Source organism: Rhodococcus sp. 114MFTsu3.1, assembly GCF_000383555.1.
Classification (GTDB): domain Bacteria; phylum Actinomycetota; class Actinomycetes; order Mycobacteriales; family Mycobacteriaceae; genus Rhodococcoides; species Rhodococcoides fascians_E.
Map to the genome: position 1 here is coordinate 77,231 of NZ_KB911559.1, position 18,076 is coordinate 95,306.

At 64.4% G+C, this 18,076-nt stretch carries 18 protein-coding genes; 2 read left to right on the top strand and 16 right to left on the bottom strand.

All coding sequences use genetic code 11. The features are described 5' to 3' along the window. Positions 1-510 carry an O-acetyl-ADP-ribose deacetylase gene (locus tag H292_RS0123380; RefSeq protein WP_020113008.1) on the top strand — a complete coding sequence of 170 codons (510 nt, stop codon included), beginning with the start codon at positions 1-3 and terminating at the stop codon, positions 508-510. Between the two features lie 26 nt (positions 511-536). Here H292_RS0123380 and H292_RS0123385 read toward each other — a convergent pair whose 3' ends face one another. From H292_RS0123385 to H292_RS0123435, 11 genes are all read right to left on the bottom strand, one after another. Beyond that, positions 537-1,205 carry an NUDIX hydrolase gene (locus tag H292_RS0123385; RefSeq protein WP_020113009.1) on the bottom strand — a complete coding sequence of 223 codons (669 nt, stop codon included), beginning with the start codon at positions 1,203-1,205 and terminating at the stop codon, positions 537-539. Positions 1,206-1,232: 27 nt separating this feature from the next. Then, positions 1,233-2,537, bottom strand: a complete 1,305-nt coding sequence (locus tag H292_RS0123390; protein ID WP_020113010.1) for a T3SS (YopN, CesT) and YbjN peptide-binding chaperone 1 — start codon at positions 2,535-2,537, stop codon at positions 1,233-1,235. A 95-nt stretch (positions 2,538-2,632) separates the two neighbouring features. Further along, complete coding sequence (locus H292_RS28910) at positions 2,633-3,346, bottom strand: excalibur calcium-binding domain-containing protein (RefSeq protein ID WP_020113011.1); 714 nt, start codon at positions 3,344-3,346, stop codon at positions 2,633-2,635. Between the two features lie 192 nt (positions 3,347-3,538). Next, positions 3,539-4,663 (bottom strand): hypothetical protein, encoded by a 1,125-nt coding sequence (locus tag H292_RS0123400; protein WP_230595473.1) that lies wholly within the window; start codon positions 4,661-4,663, stop codon positions 3,539-3,541. Positions 4,664-4,721: 58 nt separating this feature from the next. After that, the gene (locus H292_RS0123405) at positions 4,722-6,134 is read right to left on the bottom strand and encodes a dicarboxylate/amino acid:cation symporter (protein ID WP_020113013.1); all 1,413 of its coding nucleotides are present in this window, start codon (positions 6,132-6,134) and stop codon (positions 4,722-4,724) included. Positions 6,135-6,331: 197 nt separating this feature from the next. Next, positions 6,332-6,685, bottom strand: coding sequence for a VOC family protein (locus tag H292_RS0123410; RefSeq protein ID WP_020113014.1), 354 nt, complete (start codon positions 6,683-6,685; stop codon positions 6,332-6,334). Positions 6,686-6,760: 75 nt separating this feature from the next. Next, positions 6,761-8,434 (bottom strand): FAD-dependent monooxygenase, encoded by a 1,674-nt coding sequence (locus tag H292_RS0123415; protein WP_442978582.1) that lies wholly within the window; start codon positions 8,432-8,434, stop codon positions 6,761-6,763. Between the two features lie 51 nt (positions 8,435-8,485). After that, positions 8,486-9,259, bottom strand: coding sequence for an SDR family NAD(P)-dependent oxidoreductase (locus tag H292_RS0123420; RefSeq protein ID WP_020113016.1), 774 nt, complete (start codon positions 9,257-9,259; stop codon positions 8,486-8,488). Between the two features lie 11 nt (positions 9,260-9,270). Continuing rightward, positions 9,271-10,605 (bottom strand): MFS transporter, encoded by a 1,335-nt coding sequence (locus tag H292_RS0123425; RefSeq protein ID WP_027499034.1) that lies wholly within the window; start codon positions 10,603-10,605, stop codon positions 9,271-9,273. Between the two features lie 39 nt (positions 10,606-10,644). Next, positions 10,645-12,084, bottom strand: a complete 1,440-nt coding sequence (locus tag H292_RS0123430; RefSeq protein WP_027499035.1) for an FAD-dependent oxidoreductase — start codon at positions 12,082-12,084, stop codon at positions 10,645-10,647. After that, positions 12,077-12,901 carry an SDR family NAD(P)-dependent oxidoreductase gene (locus H292_RS0123435; protein ID WP_020113019.1) on the bottom strand — a complete coding sequence of 275 codons (825 nt, stop codon included), beginning with the start codon at positions 12,899-12,901 and terminating at the stop codon, positions 12,077-12,079. The genes H292_RS0123430 and H292_RS0123435 overlap by 8 nt, the downstream gene beginning before the upstream one ends. Positions 12,902-13,097: 196 nt before the next feature. Here H292_RS0123435 and H292_RS0123440 point away from each other — a divergent pair, with 196 nt between their 5' ends. After that, the gene (locus H292_RS0123440; protein ID WP_020113020.1) at positions 13,098-13,760 is read left to right on the top strand and encodes an IclR family transcriptional regulator; all 663 of its coding nucleotides are present in this window, start codon (positions 13,098-13,100) and stop codon (positions 13,758-13,760) included. Here H292_RS0123440 and fahA read toward each other — a convergent pair. The 5 genes from fahA to H292_RS0123465 all read right to left on the bottom strand — a co-directional run bounded on the left by fahA (position 13,757) and on the right by H292_RS0123465 (position 18,034). After that, on the bottom strand, positions 13,757-14,932 hold the full coding sequence (gene fahA, locus H292_RS0123445) for a fumarylacetoacetase (protein ID WP_020113021.1): 1,176 nt from the start codon (positions 14,930-14,932) through the stop codon (positions 13,757-13,759). The two genes, H292_RS0123440 and fahA, sit on opposite strands and share 4 nt — an antisense overlap. Positions 14,933-14,987: 55 nt before the next feature. After that, positions 14,988-15,785, bottom strand: a complete 798-nt coding sequence (locus H292_RS0123450; RefSeq protein ID WP_020113022.1) for a hypothetical protein — start codon at positions 15,783-15,785, stop codon at positions 14,988-14,990. Further along, on the bottom strand, positions 15,782-16,975 hold the full coding sequence (locus tag H292_RS0123455; protein ID WP_027499036.1) for a homogentisate 1,2-dioxygenase: 1,194 nt from the start codon (positions 16,973-16,975) through the stop codon (positions 15,782-15,784). The genes H292_RS0123450 and H292_RS0123455 overlap by 4 nt, the downstream gene beginning before the upstream one ends. A gap of 75 nt (positions 16,976-17,050) precedes the next feature. Further along, positions 17,051-17,578 carry a MarR family winged helix-turn-helix transcriptional regulator gene (locus tag H292_RS0123460; RefSeq protein ID WP_020113024.1) on the bottom strand — a complete coding sequence of 176 codons (528 nt, stop codon included), beginning with the start codon at positions 17,576-17,578 and terminating at the stop codon, positions 17,051-17,053. A 42-nt stretch (positions 17,579-17,620) separates the two neighbouring features. Further along, positions 17,621-18,034, bottom strand: coding sequence for a nuclear transport factor 2 family protein (locus H292_RS0123465; RefSeq protein WP_020113025.1), 414 nt, complete (start codon positions 18,032-18,034; stop codon positions 17,621-17,623). Positions 18,035-18,076 lie beyond the last annotated feature (42 nt).

An 18,076-nucleotide genomic window follows, 5' to 3' on the forward strand; every position in this document is an offset into this window, starting at 1 on the left:
ATGGCCATCATCGACGTCGTTCGCGGCGACATCACCACGCTACGGGTCGACGCGATCGTCAACGCGGCCAATTCGACGCTTCTGGGAGGAGGGGGTGTCGACGGCGCGATCCACCGAGCAGGAGGGCCCGACATCCTCGCAGCGTGCAAGGAGCTGCGCCGCACGAGCCTGCCCGACGGCTTGGCCGCGGGCGCTGCCGTCGCGACCACCGGAGGCCGATTGCCGTCTCGGTGGGTGATTCACACTGTCGGACCACGGTATTCGGCACACGAGGATCGATCGGCAATCCTGCGATCGGCATACGTGCGCAGTTTGGCCGTCGCAGATTCGCTCGGCGCGTCGACGGTGGCGTTTCCGCTCGTGTCGGGCGGGTCGTACGGATGGCCGGTGGACGATGCAGTAGCGCAGCAGGTCGCCGCCGTCACGGGCGCTCGAACGTCCGTGGACGTGGTGACGCTCGTCGCCTTCAGCGACAGCATTGCGCGAACGACGACGCGTCTGCTGGGCTGATTCAGCGGACAGGCCGCATCCTGCGGCTAGGACCGCAACAGCGCGGACGCCGTTTCCGGCAGGACCGCGCCGACCTTCCGTCGATACAGTTCTGCCGGACGGCCACCCGCCGCGACGGACGTCGCACCGGTCCCGTCGAGGGCCGGTGACACGTGGCGTCTGAACGTGTCCTTCGGGAATCGATTCCCGAACACCACCTCGTACAACTGCTTCAGCTCGAGCAGCGTGAACTCCTCACCGAGCAGAAGCGACGGATCGATGTTCGACGCATACCGCCGGCGCAGGTCCTCGACGGCGAGAACGACCATGTCGCTGTGGTCGAACGCCAACGGCTGTGATGGCCGATCATCCTCGACGCGAACCACTTCCACACCGATGGGTAGCGAGCCGTACGGAACTGCAGCGCCGTGCGCCATCGACAGGACCCAACCGCGGTCGTCGCGGTCGGGGGCGTCGAACATGCCGATCTGGTGAAACTGCAGTGCCGCGATACCGGCCTTCGATTGCAGCACTCGATGCGCTGCATCGGACAGGCGTTCACCGGGATGAAGGAAGGTACCGGGCAGTGCAAGGCCACGAGGTGAGTCGACGGTGACCACGAACAAGGCGGACTCGTGCACGGTCAGCACTGCGACGTCGACGGCTACCGACGGACGTGGGTAATCCGTCAGTGTCGTGCCCGCGCCCTCGGTCATTCGTCGATGTTAGCGCACCCACTGCTGTTAGCGCGCTGGTGAGTTATCCACTCGGACATCGAACAACGAGGGCTGGTCGAACTGGAGGAACAGCTGGGTCTGTTCGCCGCGGGGAACCGGCGCAGGTGCAGGCCGGGCGGCGCGCTTCAGGCTCGCAGCGACGTCCTCCCAGGCTGCCGCGAATTTGTCGCACAGGACCGCGGCTCGGAGACGGCGTTCGTCGCCCAGCCGGTGGGCGTGCCCACGAAAGCGCTCGGCCGACCACAGTGCGCGCTCGGTGAGTTCGGCCAGGTCCTGGCGACGGCACAACGCATCGACAGTCGCCGCGTCCACGGGACCGCCCGTCAGCTCGCACGCGGCCCGCAGAGTGCCGAGCGTTCCACTGTCGTCGGACCACGTGACCTGTGCAAGAGCATCGGGATGTGTGTGGTCCGGATCGAACACGGTGCCGCCCAGCTCGGACGCGAACCCGGTGTCGATGCGGTCCGCGAACAGACCGAGCGAATAGATGGCGGCAGTGAGGTGCCGAGGGACGAAGGTGCGCGTCGTGACGTCGACACCTGCGAACAACTGCCCACCCGCAACGACGAAGTTGATCTCCTTCCACCGTGTGCCGAGCCAGGCCATCTTGCGTGACAGAGCAGTGGAGTGCCGAATACCGGTCACGAGAGGAGCGTGCAGTCGGACGGCCGTGGCATCCGGACCGAGACACACGTGGACCGGTAATGCGAATCCACCGATTGCTATGTCGCCGTTGTCTTCCTGTGAGATGTCGATACCGGCTGCGCGAAGGGTGTCGATCATCAGAGCGCGAAGATGATCGATGTCCAGCGGTACCAGTGCGGTGGAATCGGTGCGGCGAGGATCGGCGGCGGTGCGAAACTGGCGTCCGCTGCCGCCCTCCGCGTCTGCGGACAGGAACGCCGGGTGGGTGACGTGCCAGACGGACCGGAACGCAGTGACGATTCGCTCCGCGAGATCAGCCGCGTCGGTGCGGTTGCACTGCAGGGAGCAGCTTTTCACTCCGAAGACGTCACGTTCACCCGGCGTGGTCCACCCCAGTTCGCCGAGCTTCTCGTCGTCGCCCACCGGCGGCTCGATCCCGTCGTAGAGGTAGCTTCCTAGCGCAGCGTCCGACAGAATCTCTCCATCCGGACCCGAGGACACTCGGATCCACGGCGAGTCCCCGCCTGTCCGGTCCACCCCAGACTCCGCACTCAACGTCAGTTCCTCACCGTCGGGCATCTCCGCGACGAACGCGGCGAGATCCGCCTGGTAGGTGCGCCACGCACCCTCGATGAAGTCGATGAGATCGAAGTTTCTGTCGTTCACTGCGCACCCCTTGCCACTGACGTCATTGCTTGCGCGGCAGCCGAATCGGCCTGCGACAAGAACTGTATCGGTGGGGTCCGACAAGTTCGGCGAGCTCAGTTCTCGCAGCCGACGCCGTCGCCGTCACGATCGAGTTTGGAGCTGTAGCCGGGATCGCCTGCGTAGATCGGTGCGGCACCGGCAGCCCGAACCGCGGCGCAGTTGGCGTAGGAGACGTACGACGGAACCGCCGCTGCCGCGGGGGCCGGTGGCACGTACTCCGGCTCGGGCTCGGCGATGTAGACCGGTGCGGGCTCGGGAACGTACGGCACGGTAGTGGTGGGCGGAGGGGCATAGACGGTGACGGTCTCGGGAGCCGGCGCGAGGGTGGTCGTCGGTGCGGTGGTAGTCGGCGCGACCGTTGCCGTGGAAGTGGTCGTCGTCGGTCGTGTGGTCGTCGGGCGGGTCGTCGTCGGGGACACCTCGGCGATAGCCGGTGCAGCGAACGCCGCCGGGGCGGGTACGTCCTCGGAGTGTGCTGTGGGAGCAACGATGCCGACGGCGACGAGCGCGGGAATGGCTGCCAAGGCAGGAGTTGCCCAGACGACTCGGCCATGGGAGGGCTTGACGATCAAGTACAGCGCACCAGCCGCGGCGACACACAGTCCGAACACGATGCCGGGGAGCGAGAAGTCCGCGATGGACGCGAGGAGGACCAGCGCGCCGAGTACTGCGGCGCACCACGCGATGATCCGGCCGATCAACGGTCGGGGTCGCTCGGGTCGTTCAGCGCCGGGGAAGACGTAGGGCTGGGAGAAAGGATCGGTCATGGGGGGAGTCCTCGAGTGATGGAGAAGTGGCGCGTGAGCACCGTGACCAGTCGAGACGGCCGATCGATCATGTCGACGGATCGCTTTGTCGTACGACGGTGGGGCTCGAAGCGAGAATCCGGCTGCCGCGGACTGTTTCACGGGGCCGTGTGCTGTATTCCGAGCACCATGTCGTACGTACCGCGTAGTTCGTTACAGGTCGTCCGGATCCTGATCTCCGAACGGTTCCGCCAGCGACACACCCGCAAGAACGGCAGGTCGCAGTGCCTCGGGAACCGTCAATGCGTCGTCGGCGGAGACCAGTACGGTTTGCTCCTGCAAGGCGCGGATCCGGTAGTCGATCAACTGCGCCGTCCGCAGGTCCTCGCCTTCGAGGCCCTCGTAGTCCTCGTCCGCGTTGTCGAGGGGCAGGTCCTCGGTCATAGCCGCGAGCAAGGTCTGGATGGCAAAGGTGTTCGACAGGGACATCGAGACGTCGGTCTCGCTCATGCTGAGTTGGTGGCGGATGTGCTGGGTGAGGACGTCTCGAAGCACGTCGACGGATCGCGAGGAGAAACTGTCCACCGCCGAGCCCGGCACGACTCGGGTGCCGTCCGTCTCCAGAATGTCGGTGGCGAAGGCGACTGCCCAGTGGTCGAGGGCCGTGATGTTCTCGGGCTGCGGTTCGTGGTCCGAGTGGTCGTGCTCGCCTTCCTCGGACAGCGCCGTCGACAGTTCGGGAATGTCGTTCACCGAGGCGCCGGATCCCACCCGGTCGACCAAGGCTGCGACACCGGCCACGACGGGAAGTGCGGCCAGCGCTGCCGACTCGTCGGCCGGCGCGACGAGCGGCAACTCGATGTCGTCCGGGGCGAGGACGTCCGGATCGTTGTCGATGAAGTCGGTGAGGTCTTCCATGCAGTGCGCGAAGTCCTCGTCGCTACCGGTCCATGCGTCGGTCTCGTCGAGGAAGGTGAGGAATTCGAGCAGCGTCACGACGATGTTCGTTGCTGCGGCAGCACCGTTGTCCGGATCGGAGTCCTCGATCCGCTCGACGGCGTCGACGATGAAGTGGGCGTCGTTCGGAGTCCAGGAGGTCACGACGAATCCCGGGTTGGCCCGGTCGACCTGACCCAGCGTCGTCTTCACCAGGCTGACCACGCGGTCGGCGTGCTCACCCATGTCGCGATCGGTGAGCCAGGAGTGGAAATGTTCCAGCAGGGCATGGGAGATCGTGGATGTGCGGGCAGCGGAGCCTGCGGATTGTTGCCGTCGGGCACGCGCCTTCGTTTTCGCTGCGCGCTTCTGCCCCCGGCTTGCCGGTCCTTTGGATCCCATGAGCGCCTAGTTTAATGGCTGCGACGGCGCGCTCGGCGCACCGCCGCAGCCATTGTCACTAGGACGACAGCTGCGGCTGGCGGTCCGTCGGCGGCGTGACGTCGTCGTCGCTGAACGGGTCGCCGTTACGCGGGCTGTTGTACCGGGCTTCGTCGAGGATGCCCTCGCGCTTGGCGACGATCGCCGGGACGAGCGCCTGTCCGGTCACGTTGACGGCCGTGCGGCCCATGTCGACGATCGGCTCGACCGCCAGCAGCAATCCGACGCCGGCGAGTGGCAATCCGAGCGTCGACAGTGTCAGAGTCAACATCACCGTCGCACCGGTGGTTCCCGCGGTCGCGGCGGATCCGATGACGGAGACCACGACGATCAACAGGTAATCGGTGAACGTGAGGGAGACGCCGTAGAACTGGGCGACGAAGATGGCGGCGATGGCGGGATAGATTGCCGCGCAACCGTCCATCTTGGTGGTGGCGCCCAGCGGTACTGCGAAGGATGCGTACTCACGCGGCACACCGAGATTGCGTTCGGTGACGCGCTCGGTGAGGGGCAGCGTGCCGATCGACGAGCGCGAGACGAAGCCCAGCTGCGTGGCGGGCCACACGCCGGAGAAGAACTGGCGAACCGAAAGTCCGTGCGCACGAACGATGACGGGGTACACGACGAAGAAGACGATGGCCAGGCCGACGTAGATGGCGACGGTGAACACGCCGAGGGAACCGATCGCATCCCACCCGTAGGTCGCGACCGCGTTCGCGATGAGTGCGGCCGTGCCGATTGGGGCGAGCCGGATGATCCACCACAACACCTTCTGCACGATCGCGAGCAACGATGCGTTGAAGTTCAGGAACGGCTCCGCTTTCTCGCCGATCTTCAACGCCGCGATGCCGATGGCGACTGCGATCACGAGAAGCTGGAGAATGTTGAAGCTCAGCGAAGTGGTTGCTGTGCTGGCGATTCCGTCACCGGCAGCTTCGGTGGTGACCGATGTCTTCGACCCGAGCGCGAAGAAGTTGTTCGGTACCAGCCCGGTCAGAAACGACCACCAGGAACCGACACTGCTCGGGTCCTTCGCGGACGTCGCTTCGACGCCGGTGCGTGAACCCGGTTGAGCGACCAGACCGATGACGATTCCGATGATCACGGCGATGAACGCGGTGATCGCGAACCACAACAAAGTCTGGACCGCCAACCGGGCAGCGTTGGCTACCTGGCGAAGATTCGCGATCGAGGACACGATGGCGGTGAACACCAGCGGCACGACTGCGACGGTGAGCAGCTTGACGTAACTCGACCCGATGGTGGCGACGGTGCCGACCAGCCAGTTCTCGTTACCGTCGGCCGCGTCGGGCATCGATCGTGCGATGAGACCGAGAACGACGCCGAGGATCAACCCGGCGACGATCTGAGGCCCGAAGGATTTTGCCCACGTGGGTATGCGGGACGCGCGCGTAGTACTGGGCGCAGACATGAAGATGCCTTTCGACAGGAAAAGAGGTGAGGGCGGAGAAGCCCTTCGAATCAGAGAATGCGACGCCGAGACGACTCGGTCACAGACAGAGAGAGCTCGCTTGTAGGCGCAGGTCGACGTAGCGTCGACTGGTCAGGAGCGGCATCACTTACTGGAGATTACTCCCAGTTGATTCGACCTCGAACGTGCGCCCAGGTTCAGTAGTCGACCCGGAACCCGCCGATGAGGGTGATGGTGTTGCCGTCGGGGTCGAGAACCGTCGACAACCGAACGCCTTTGTTCGCGTCGACGACGTCACCGGCGTCGATACCTCGGGATGCGAGTTCCGCGCGGTGAGCGTCGAGATCGTCGATCCCGAAATTCAGCAGACCGGTGCCTGCGCGTACGTCGTCGACGGTGACCTGCACCCACCCGACATCGGTCACCTTCCATTCGACGAGGGTCGGCATCGGGTTGTTGGTGGCAGGCGCCCCGAAGAACGACGAGTACCACGTTTCGGCTGCGTCGATGTCCGTCACCGGTACGACGGCGAGTACGTGTTCGATGGCCATGAGGTGTCCGTTCGTCAGGAGAACTGTGCTTCGTACACCTATGAAGACCCGCGCCGGCGTGCGAAGTCATCGATCTCAGGCGAAGGTGCCTTTCAGATAGCCGACGACCGCCGCGGTATCGGGAGATCCCCGGTGGCCCAGGTACCCGTCGGGCCGCACGACGAACACCTCGGGACCGGCAATCGAATACGCGTCGCGAAACTGCCCCTGCGCGTCGACGATCACCGGCAACGTCGAGTCGACCCGCTCGGCGACCACCAGGTAGGCGTCGAGCAGGCCGTGTGCCGCAGAGACGGCGTCAGCTGCCAGTTCCTCGTACTCCGCCACCCAGCCCCCCGAGCCCCCCGAGCCCCCCGAGCCCCCCGAGACGTCCGACCACAGCAGCAGCGTGTGCGACACCCCGGCGAACAGATCGAACAACCGGAAGGAGAACGCGACGATGTCCCGACGCAACTCCCGAGCATCCGGAGCGCGTTCTCCCGGTTGCACCGCGGTCGACGCGTCGTCGACTGCCGACACGAGAGGACCCGGCGGGTAGGAGATCAACAACTGCGCTTGCCGACGCATCGCCGTCTCGAAGGAGTTCTCACCGGCGCCGATGCCCTCGCGGGCGCTGCGGACGGTCATCCCGACGACGTCCTCACCGACAGGCCTGCGCTCCGCGTCGTAGGTGTCCGTCAGGCCGTCCGCGGCGATGCCCCGCACCGAGAGGGCCACCTTCCACGCCAGATTGTGCGCGTCCTGTATGCCGGTGTTCATGCCCTGAGCGCCGGTCGGAGGGTGAATGTGCGCAGCGTCCCCGGCGACGAAGACGCGTCCCCTGCCGTACACGTCGACGATGCGGTGGCTGATCTTGAACACGGAAGACCACCGCAGATTCCGTGCCGTCGTCGGTTCTGGTGACAACCGGTCCAACACCGCCTGGATGTGGTGGAGTTCGGGCGCCGGCCCACCGGTGAAGCCGTGCACGATGCCGTCGCCGGCACTGGGCGCGGCCGTGAGCTCCTCCGGCACGAACATCGACATCCGGTAACGACCGTGGCCGGGAAGTGGGATCGCCACCAGCAGATCGTCGACGGTTCCGTCCTCGGTCCGGTGTGAGCTCCTGACCCCGTATCCCGGTGGTAGCGACCAGTCGACCTCGATGTCGCCCAGCATGTAGCCCTCCGCGAACGCCCCACCCTCGAACGTCAGTCCCAGCTGCTTGCGCACCGCGCTGTGGGCCCCGTCGCAGCCGATCAAGTACTGCACGTCCGCCGTCGATCCGTCGGTCAGGGTCGCAGCGACGCGCTGCTCGTCCTGCTCGAACGACGCCAGCCCGACGCCCCGCTCGACCACAGTCCCCAGCCCGGCGAGATGCTCGGCGAGAATGCGTTCGGTTTCGTACTGGGGGAGTCCGGCGAACCAGTACGGAACATCCGGCGGCAACGTCAGCTCGATTCGGCCGACCTCGACACCTCCGTCGAACGCGATCTGACCCCGCATCGGCACCGAAGCATCGAGGATCGCACCGGAAACGCCCATGTTCTCGAACACCTCCAGCGTGCGCGGCTGAATACCAACGGCTTTCGCGTACTGCGGCGGAGTCGACGCGGAATCGACGATGCGGCAGTCGATACCTCGCCTACGCAGCTCTATCGCCGCGGTCAGCCCGATCGGTCCCGCTCCGGCAATCAGCACATCTGCACTCACGTGTACGCCACCTCCGTCGCATGATCGAACGAGGACGAGTATGGGCCGCAGCGACATGCTGCGGCCCATACTCGGATCGATCTCATGCTTGGCGGATGACTGCGACGATCATCCCTTCAGCTCGCGGGTGATTCGGTGGTAGATCCCGCCGGACGTCAAGCCACCGTCGACGACTATCTCGGTCCCGGTGATGTAGCGAGCGGCGTCGGACAACAGGAATGCGACGGACTCGGCGATCTCCTCCGAGTCGGCGACACGACCTGCTGGAACGGACTTCAGGCTGGTGTCGACGAACTCCGAAGAGCCCGAGTGCAGCAGTGGGGTGTCGACAAGGCCGGGATGGATCGAATTGACGCGGACATCGTGCTCGGCGAATTCGAGTGCACCGACCTTCGACAGACCACGTACTCCCCACTTGCTGGCGCCGTATCCGGCCGCGAAGTAGCCGAGCATGCCGGCGATGGACGAGACGTTGACGATGGACCCACCTCCTCGCACGAGCAAGGGCGCGCAGAACTTCATGCCGTAGAACACCGAACTCAGATTGATGTCCATGACGCGGTGCCAATCTTCGACGGTCGTCTCGACGATCCCCGCTCGGTGGCTGACGCCTGCATTGTTGACGAGTCCGTCCAAGCCGTTGTCCACGTCTTCGATGCGTTCCACGAGTTGCTGCCAGGAGTCCGGCGACGTCACATCGAGAGCGTGAAACTCTGCGAGGCCACCGTCGGCGACGATCTCTCCCGCCACCTGTTGGGCCGAGGTGGACGAGATGTCGGTGACCCACACCTTCGCGCCGCGCTGCGCGAGCAACTGCGATTCGACTTTGCCCATACCGCTGCCCGCGCCGGTCACGAGAACGACTTTTCCTTGAAAACTCATGTCTGCGTTCCCTATCCGGTCTTCAGCTCGGTGCCCTTGGTCTCGGCGACGAAGAAGACCGTGACGAACGTGAGGATGGCGCAGAACACGAAGTAACCGGCCGGAGCCAGTGCGTTGCCGGTCATCGAGATCAGCCACGTCGCGATGAACGGCGCGGTACCACCGAGGAGCATGTTGGTGGTGTTGTTTCCGAGTGCGAGACCGCTGTAGCGCACCGATGTCTTGAGCATCTCGACGTAGGTGACGTACGAAGCGCCGTTGACCACCGAGACCGCGATGAACAGGACGGACTGGCCGACGACGGCCTGCCACAAACTGCCGCCCGCCATCATCATGAACATCGGCACGCCGAGGACGATGGATGCGAAGCTGCCGCCGAACAGCACCGGCTTGCGACCGTACTTGTCGGCCATGTAGCCCGCGATCGGAAGGGTGATGACGCCCAGGACCAGGGCCAGGGAGGTGGAGAGGAATGCTGCCTGGGCAGTCTGGCCGCCTTCGGTCCTGAGGTACGTCGCCGCGTAGACCGAAGCGATGTAGTAGCCGCCGGTGATGAGTGCGCCGAGAAAAATGATCTTGACGACGCTTCCGCGGGAGGTGCTCAGGAGCTCCGAGATGGGCAGCTTCTTGGTCTCGCCCTTGTCCTCGAGCTCCTTGAACTCCGGTGTGTCGTCGAGCTTGCTACGGATCCAGATGCCGACTCCGCCGATGACGAGGCTGAGCAGGAATGGGATTCGCCACGCCCACGACAGGACCTGGTCCTCGGTGAAGACGGTGTTCAACGCCAGTGCGCACAGTGACGCCAACAACGAACCGATGTAGGTGCCGGTGTTGACCATCGAGGTCTGAGTCGCACGCCACCGAGTCGGTGCGGATTCCGAGACGAAGGCGTTCGCTCCGCCGAGTTCGCCGCCTGCGGCGAATCCTTGAAGGCATCGACACAGCACCAGGACCGAGGTCGCCCACACTCCGAGGGTGACGTACGTCGGCAGCAGTCCGATTCCGGCTGTCGCGATGACCATCAGCAGGATGGTCCAGGACAGCGCGTTCTTTCGTCCGTACTTGTCACCGATGTGTCCGAAGAAGATTCCACCGGGAACGCGAAGGAAGAAGGCAACAGCGAATGCCGCGAAGGTTCCGAGCAACGCGGCGGTCGGATCTTCCGATACGAAGAACAGGGCTGCAATGGTCGTGGCCATGTAGCCGTAGATGCCGAAATCGTAGTACTCGACGACGGTTCCGACGACGGCGGCGCGTATCACCGTCAAGGGGGATTGCTTCACCGTGGTCGACTCATCGGCCTCGCGGCCGGGCTCGGAGTGCACGGCGCTCTCGTTGGTAGTCATCATTGTTCCTCAGTGGTCAAGGGTAGGGGAGTGGAGAGGTCAGATCGCCAGCGCCTCGGCGCTCGCTGTTGCGTGCGCGGCGTTTCGGCCGGCGATGCGACCCATCGTCAACGCGTTGGCTACTGCGTTACCGCCGCCCACGTAGCGCAGGCCGAGAACACCGGCACCTGCCTCACCGGCGGCATAGAGTCCGGGAATCGGAACGCCGTCGGTGTTCAGTACGGCCGAGTTCCGGTCGATCTGCAGTCCTGCGTGTGTGCAGACCAGTTCCGCGGGGAGGATCCGTGCTGCGTAGAACGGGCCCTGGTCGACCGGGTCGGGATTCTCGGTGCTCCCCTTGTTCGACAACGTCCGATGACGCAGGAAGTCGGGGTCCTCGCCGCGCGGCAGGTTCGCATTCCATCGCGCGACGGTAGCGTTCAAGGCCGTCACGGGGACCTGCATCAGGTCGGCAAGCTGATCGAGGGTGTCGGCCCGCAGGGTGCGGCCGGCGTCGGCCTCCTCGGTGACACGATCGGCTGCCCAATCCGCATACCCCACGGGCAGATTCACCCGTGCGTTCTCGTCGAAGACGATCCACGCCGAACCGCCCTGGTGATCGATGATGCCGGTAGAGACGGCGTAGGAAGCGTCCTCGTCCATGAATCGTCGTCCTGCGGCGTTGACGTAGATGCGTGACTTCGGCGGGAATCCGGACTGCCAGTGGTGGTACCGCTGGAAGTAGACAGTGGGAAGCATCAGGCCCCATCCGTCACCGGCGATCGACGCGTCCACCGCCTCGGCGAAGCGAAGATGGTCACCGCGACTGCCTTCGGCGGCAACGACGAACAGCGAGTCGCCTGCCTTGTTCGCGACGGGATAGTGGCGATCGACGAACGTCGGGTCCTGAGCGAAGCCTCCCGACGCGACGACGACAGCGCCTGCACTGAGCTCGACGTCGTCGGCGACGACACCGACGACGCGTCCGTTCTCGGAGAGCAGGGACTGAACGCGGGTATCGAGGACGACGTCGATGCCGTGCTTACGGCGAGCGGCGTCGAGAACCTGCACCAGTCCGTATCCCTGATCCTTCGGTACGTGTCCGCGCCATACGTCTTCGACTCCCGCCTGACTCAGCCCCGGCTGATGAGCGTTGCCGGAGATCCTGACGGGAATCTCGACACCGAGCTCGATGAGCCATTCGAGTGTCGGTCCGGCGTTCTCGCAGAACGCGCGAACGAGTCCGGGCTCCAGCATCCACTGGTTCAGGTCCATGTAGTGCTGGAAGTACTTCTCGGCGCTGTCCTCGATGCCGAGACCGCGCTGGACGGACGTCCCCGCCGCAGTGAACAGGCCGGCGGACAGAGCCGTCGAACCGCCGAGTTCCTTCAACGCCTCGAACAGAATCACCGACGCGCCGTTCTCGGCTGCGGTTACAGCTGCCGCGAGTCCTGCACCGCCACCACCGATCACCACGACGTCGTAATCGTTGTCAGACATGGCGCGAGCCACCGTCGACGGCGATGCTGTGCCCGGTCACGTAGCGTGCGCTGTCCGACAACAGGAACAGGAGTGGACCGAAGACCTCCTCGGGTGCGCCGAGGCGGTGCAGCGGTACGGCGTCGAGCGCCTTTGCGAGGGCTTCGGGGTCTTCTTGGACCCAACGGGTCATCTCGGTGTCGATGTAGCCGGGTGCGATGGAGTTGACGCGAATGCCGATGTCGCCGAATTCCACAGCGAGGGACTCCGTCAGATGTGCGACGGCCGCCTTCGAGGTGCAGTAGGCGCCACGGCCCTTGCGGACACGCAGTGCGGACACCGAGGACATGTTGACGATGGCGCCGCCCTCGCTCATGTGCCTGCCTGCCGCCTGAGAACCGAACAGGACTCCCTCTACGTTGACGCTCAGCGTCGCATTGATCTGCTCCGGCGTGATGTCGGCAGCAAGGGCGAACGGGAAGATGCCCGCGTTGTTGATCCAGAAGTCGATTCGGCCGAACTCTGAAAGAGCGGTCTGCGCCAGGGCTTCGTGATCGTCGGCGACGGTGACGTCGATGCGCGCGCCGACGACCTTTCCGGGCTGGGCGACGAGCTTGTCGGTGGCCAGCTCGCGGTTCAGCTGCTCGGCTGTTTCCTTCATCTGCGCGTCGTTGATGTCGGCGCCGATGACGTTCACACCGCGAGCCGCAAGACCTTTGGCGAACACCGAGCCCATTCCGCGCGCGGCACCGGTGATGACGGCGACCTTGCCCGCGAGTTCCGGGTAGACCGCGGTCATCGTGCGGTCTACGACGCGTCCAGGATTGGTGGTGGTCATGAAATCTCTCCTTGCGAAAAAGTCTCTCGATCGGGCTGACCGGAGCAGAGCTTGCGGTGGCCCGGGAGATGTGCGATAATCGCACGCAGTGTGCGATACATATCGAACTGTAGGTGGTCCACCTCACAAACGTCAACAGGGGCGACAAGTGACTCATGGTTTCTCGAGTAAAGATGCTGTTCAGCTCGATTCGGGCATGTCGAAAACCCTTCATCACGGCCTGGTGGTTCTGGAGCTTCTGGCCGAGTGTCCGAACGGACTGTCCATAACCGAGATCGCCGAAGGCATCGGCGTGCATCGCACTGTCGCGCACCGACTGGTGCGGACCCTGGAGGCGCATCACCTGTGCCGTCGGGACGACTTCAAACGAATTGCACTCGGGGCAGGACTCGTAGCGCTTGCCGAGCCCGTCGAGCAAGATCTCCGAACCGTGGCGCGTCCGGTGTTGGAGGAGCTCGCTGATCAGCTGGGTGCGACGGTGCATCTCGTCGTACGCGAGAACGACCACGAGGTGCGAGCTTTGATGGTCGTCGAACCCCGCGGCGCGAAGGTACACGTCGCCTTTCGCGGCGGACAGGTGGATCCTATCGACCGCGGATCCGCCGGACTTGCAATGCTCGCCGCTCTGCCCGAGGTGGAAGGCGAGCGCGCAGAAGTGACCCGGGCCCGCGCCGTCGGCTATGCGGTCACCCAGGGTGAGGTCATTCCGTCTGTAGGTGGTGTGTCAGCGGTGATTCCAGGCCGCCGCGGTGATGCGCTGGCAAGTCTCGGCGCGTCGGTCTTCGAGATCGACGACGAAAAGCGCCTCGGCGCAGCGGTGGTCGCCGCGGCGGCACAATTGGGTCGGCTGTTGCGTTAGTCGTTCTTTGCCGGGACGATGCGGCCGCGGACGTCGCCGAAACCGATGCGGGTGCCGTTCGGTCCTGGTGCGTTGGCAGCGATGACTACCTCATCGCCGTCTTCGAGGAAAGTTCGAGTCTCGTCGCCCAGTATCGCGGGTTCCGTTCCGCCCCAGGTCAGTTCGATGAACGCCCCGCGCTGGTGCTTCTCCGGCCCGGAGATCGTTCCCGACGCGAACAGATCACCGGTGCGCGAGGTGGCTCCGTTGATGGTCTGGTGAGCGAGCATCTGAGCGGGTGACCAGTACATCTCGCGGTACGGCGGGTACGAGACGTCGTGGCCGTTCCAGGAGACGGTCAGGTCGATATCGAGTGCCCAGGACTGAGTTTCACGCAGATATTCGAGGGGTTGCGGCTCTTGGATCGGGGTGATGGTTCGCGCTGACTCGAGGGCGAGCAGCGGCACTACCCACGGCGAGATCGACGTCGCGAAGCTCTTGCCGAGATTGGGGCCGAGGGGCACGTATTCCCAGGCTTGGATGTCGCGGGCCGACCAGTCGTTGACGACTACGGCACCGAAAACGTGTTCTGCGAATCGGTCCGGTGTGATCGGGTCGTTCGACGGGATTCCGACGACGAAGCCCATCTCTGCCTCGATGTCGAGTCGAGTGCTCGGCCCGAAGGACGGCATCGCCTGATCGGGCGCCTTGCGTTGACCGTTCGGTCGCGCGATGTCCGTTCCGGAGACGACGACGGTACCTGAGCGACCGTGGTATCCGACCGGAAGGTGTTTCCAGTTGGGCAGCAACGGTTCTGCGTCGGGACGAAACAGACGACCGAGATTGGTGGCGTGATGTTCCGAGGCGTAGAAGTCCACGTAATCGGCCACGTCGAACGGCATGTGCATCGTGACGGTGTCGAGCGGGTGAATTGCGTCGGTTGGGACGGAGTCTGTCGTGACGGCCTCGGTGAGCGTGGTGCGGACCTCGATCCAGCGCGCGCGGCCCTGAGCCATGAAGGGGTTGAGAGACGCGTGGTCGAACACGTCGTCGTGCAAAGCTTGCACGAGGTCGACGACGTTGTTGCCGAGCCGGACTCCGACGCGCTTGTCGGTCGTACCGGTCGAAAAGATGCCGTACGGGAGGTTGTCGATCCCGAACTCGGAATTGAAAGGGACGTCGATATGTGTCACGTGGGGCTCCTTCGGAGCTGTGAGCAGAAATGTGCACCCTGGTGCACATTTCTACTCACAAGGGGTTGATGAGTCCTAGCGAAATCAGGTCGTCGAGCGGTTCACTGATACTGCAGGTCCCGAACGACAGGAATGCGCGGTCGGTGTCGATCGCGGCGACTTCTTTCGCCACGACATCGGGATCCCGGATCGCGAGGATGCGTTCGAGATCACGAACTGAACTACCGTCGGCCGCGGCCTGAGCTGCAAGCAGCACATTCAGATAGCCGTGCTGCTCGAAACCGTTGTCCGCGGCGGTGTTCCGGATCGCGTGATGAAGCCCTGCGGTGGCTTTGAACCGAACACCGCGACGGGAGGCCTCGGCAATGCCCGCCGCCAGTTCCGCCTCGTCCGGATACAGGTCCGCTGTGACGCCTCCCGTGCGGAACTTCGCCCGGTAACCGCGCCGCTCGACGGCGTCGAAGATGTCGTGTCGGCGATCGTCGCGGGGGATCTCGACGTAGACGTCGACGTTGTCGCCGACGGCGCGCAGTGCCGTCAGGTCGGTGCCGTCCGGAATTGCGACCTCGACGGCTACGACCGAAACGCCTGGGATCGACTGCGCTGCTTCGAGTCCTGCAGCGACGCTCGACGGGCCTCCAGGAGCGGTCAACGACAGGTCGATCTTCGTGGGCGTCAGCTCATGTAGTCGCGGGATCGGGAAGACGAACGGCCCGACGAGATGTGCGTAGGCTGCGTCGCGGTAGCCGAGGTGCTGCGGCACCGCGTGGCCCAGAGGTGCGTTGCCGGGCGGGAACAGGGCTGCGTCGTCGCACAGTCCGTGGAAGAGCTCCGGTATCGAGGATGCGGTCACGACGCAGGTCCTCGCCCAGCCCAGCTCCAGGCATAAGCCGGGTCTTCGCAGGCGAGCGCGCCCTCGCCGAGTTCGAGGGGGCGGAACGTGTCGACCATGACGGCGAGTTCGTCGAAGAACTCGGCGCCGATACTACGTTCGTACGCGCCGGGCTGGGGACCATGAGCATGTCCGCCAGGATGGATGGAGATCGAGCCCTGCCCGATGCCCGAGCCCTTACGGGCTTCGTAGTCGCCGCCGACGTAGAACATGATCTCGTCGGAGTCGACATTGGAGTGGTAGTACGGCACCGGAATCGACAGCGGGTGGTAGTCGACCTTGCGCGGCACGAAGCTGCAGATGACGAAATTGTCGCCCTCGAACGCCTGATGCGCAGGCGGGGGCTGGTGCACACGACCGGTGATGGGTTCGTAGTCGGAGATGTTGAACGTGTACGGATACAGGCATCCGTCCCAGCCGACGACGTCGAACGGGTGGTTCGGATACACGTAGCGGGTGCCGACGATTCCAGTGGATCCACGGTGTTTGACGAGGACCTCGACATCTGTGCCCTCGGCAAGCAAAGGGGCGGCCGGACCGTGAAGGTCACGCTCGCAGAACGGTGCGTTCTCCAGGAGCTGGCCGAACTTCGACAGGTACCGCTTGGGCGGGACGATGTGGCTGTTCGCCTCCATCGCGTAAGCGCGTATCTCGCCGTCGGGGACCCAGCGATGCGTCGTCGCGCGGGGGATCAGTACGTAGTCGCCTTGGCGTGCCTGCAGTGCGCCGAACACGGTTTCGACTGTAGCGCTGCCGGATTCGACATAGACCATCTCGTCGCCGGTCGAATTACGGTACAGCGGCGACGGCTTCGTGGCGACGACGTACGAGATTCGGACGTCACCGTTTCCGAGGATCAGTCGGCGGCCGTCGACCACGTCGGTCTCTGCGACGACGTCCGGCGGGAACAGATCGTGCAGCTTCAGGTGTCGTGGTTTTAGTGGGTGATTCGGCGTCGTCGACTGGTCGGGTAACTCCCAGACGGTCGCGTCGACGATCGCCGATGGGATGTGGCGGTGATAGAGCAGCGACGAATCCGAGGAGAAGCCCTCCTCGCCCATCAACTCTTCGTAGTACAAGCCTCCGTCGGGTGTCCGGTGCTGAGTGTGACGCTTCGGCGGTACCGAGCCGAGTTGCCGGTAGTAGGCCACGAGATCTCCTAGATGTGTCCTTAGCTGATAGTAAACACATTAACTAGTTTGGAGTGATCTGTGCAACCCTGGCCGTCAATTGCGCCCGCGAACGTCGAACTGGCTGCGGTTGGTGATCAGCTTGTTCAGCAGCATGACGAGAATCCGCTGCTCGGGTTCGGTGAGGACGCTTGCCCACGCCTGTTCGCGCTCGTTCTGTTCGGCGAAGGACTCGACCATGCGGGTGTGTCCGTCGTCGGTGAGGGCGAGTCGGACCGATCGGCCGTCGACCTGGTCGGGTGTCCTGACGAGCAACCCGTCGGCAATGAGTGTCTTGGACAGGTTGGATACCGCGGCTCGGCTCATTCCGCTCAGTTCGGCCGCGCGCTTCGGTTCGATCGGTCCGGCGAGCCAGGTGACGAAGAGCAGGCGGAACGAGGACCACGACCAGCCGCGCGGCCGATGGATCGAGGATTCGAGGTCGTAGGTGACGATGTTCGACGCGCGGTTGAGCGTCAGGAGTACTTCGGTTGCCAGTTGATGTTCGAAGCCGTACTCGCCCGCGAGCTTGGAGTTGGCTGCGGCGATGAACGACCAGAAGTCGGGTTCGTCGGAATCGGTCACGTCAGTAACCCTAACGACCGTGCTAGAAAATAAATGTATGTATCAAATATCGTCGCGGGACACCGTTCGGCAGGCGACACGCCAACTGCCGTTCTCGTGGACTACTCGGTCGTGGACCACGGTGAAGCGTACGAGTCGAGTGGCGCCACCTCGAGGAGTCGCCATGATCTGCAGATAGCAGTCCACGTCCAGTGAGCCGTCCTGGCGATCGTCGACGGAGAGATTCGTGATCACATGGCGGCGCTTTTCCCGTGCGGCAGTGGCATCGGCGAAGAACTGCTCCGCAAACGCCGTCAGCGCGGCCGTGCCGACTGCGGGCTGCGGGTAGCTCGGTGAATCGAATACCCCGTCCTGGGTGAACGTGCGCGCCCATTCGTCCGCGCGTCCCGAGTCGATCGCATGACTTTGGCGGCCGTAGAGAAGTTGTATCGCAGTAGCAGTCTCCGCGTCGATCATGAAGCTCCCTCAGCCGTGCGATAAACGCACATAATGTGCGAT

What these genes read in the sequence shown, in the direction of transcription:
- H292_RS0123420 (WP_020113016.1), bottom strand. Translation starts at nt 9,259, where the DNA reads ATGAGTTTTCAAGGAAAAGTCGTTCTCGTGACCGGCGCGGGCAGCGGT.
- H292_RS0123430 (WP_027499035.1), bottom strand. Translation starts at nt 12,084, where the DNA reads ATGTCTGACAACGATTACGACGTCGTGGTGATCGGTGGTGGCGGTGCA.
- H292_RS0123405 (WP_020113013.1), bottom strand. Translation starts at nt 6,134, where the DNA reads ATGTCTGCGCCCAGTACTACGCGCGCGTCCCGCATACCCACGTGGGCA.
- H292_RS28910 (WP_020113011.1), bottom strand. Translation starts at nt 3,346, where the DNA reads ATGACCGATCCTTTCTCCCAGCCCTACGTCTTCCCCGGCGCTGAACGA.
- H292_RS0123440 (WP_020113020.1), top strand. Translation starts at nt 13,098, where the DNA reads ATGTCGAAAACCCTTCATCACGGCCTGGTGGTTCTGGAGCTTCTGGCC.
- H292_RS0123385 (WP_020113009.1), bottom strand. Translation starts at nt 1,205, where the DNA reads ATGACCGAGGGCGCGGGCACGACACTGACGGATTACCCACGTCCGTCG.
- H292_RS0123435 (WP_020113019.1), bottom strand. Translation starts at nt 12,901, where the DNA reads ATGACCACCACCAATCCTGGACGCGTCGTAGACCGCACGATGACCGCG.
- H292_RS0123380 (WP_020113008.1), top strand. Translation starts at nt 1, where the DNA reads ATGGCCATCATCGACGTCGTTCGCGGCGACATCACCACGCTACGGGTC.
- H292_RS0123465 (WP_020113025.1), bottom strand. Translation starts at nt 18,034, where the DNA reads ATGATCGACGCGGAGACTGCTACTGCGATACAACTTCTCTACGGCCGC.
- H292_RS0123400 (WP_230595473.1), bottom strand. Translation starts at nt 4,663, where the DNA reads ATGGGATCCAAAGGACCGGCAAGCCGGGGGCAGAAGCGCGCAGCGAAA.
- H292_RS0123415 (WP_442978582.1), bottom strand. Translation starts at nt 8,434, where the DNA reads ATGTCGCTGCGGCCCATACTCGTCCTCGTTCGATCATGCGACGGAGGT.
- H292_RS0123410 (WP_020113014.1), bottom strand. Translation starts at nt 6,685, where the DNA reads ATGGCCATCGAACACGTACTCGCCGTCGTACCGGTGACGGACATCGAC.
- H292_RS0123425 (WP_027499034.1), bottom strand. Translation starts at nt 10,605, where the DNA reads ATGACTACCAACGAGAGCGCCGTGCACTCCGAGCCCGGCCGCGAGGCC.